The organism is Polaromonas sp. P1_G2 (genome assembly GCF_056405515.1).
Window position 1 is genome coordinate 1 of the sequence record NZ_JBFUBY010001762.1, and the last position, 359, is coordinate 359.

The 359-nt window shown below is 57.1% G+C and carries 1 protein-coding gene; it reads right to left on the reverse strand.

Annotated elements, in window-relative coordinates; translation table 11 throughout:
* Window positions 1–359: hypothetical protein (locus tag AC1D0P_RS32480; RefSeq protein ID WP_477680479.1), on the reverse strand; the 359-nt coding region annotated here is incomplete at both ends.

Genomic DNA, 359 nt, shown 5'->3' on the forward strand with positions numbered 1-359 from the left:
GGATATACGTATCGCTTCCATCGCCGCCGGCGACGCTCGTATACGTGCCGAGATGACTGTCGAAATAGTCGTTTCCGTCGCCGAGATCGATCAGTCCCTGAATAGTACCTGTATTGGTCACCCGCGTGACCCCACCAGACGAGCCGTCCGTGATCGCAGCCTCATTGCCGGAAATCTTGCCCATGTTGTCGATGGTCGCGGTCCCCGAGGTTCCGAGCAGATAGATTGCCACATGGCTGACATCGATCGATCCGCCTGCCTGATTGACGATATGAGTGCCCTTTTCCGCGGACTCAAACCCGCCATAACCAGTGACCGAACCGGAATTCGTAAAGGAAGTGCCTTCGCCGCCGCCATAG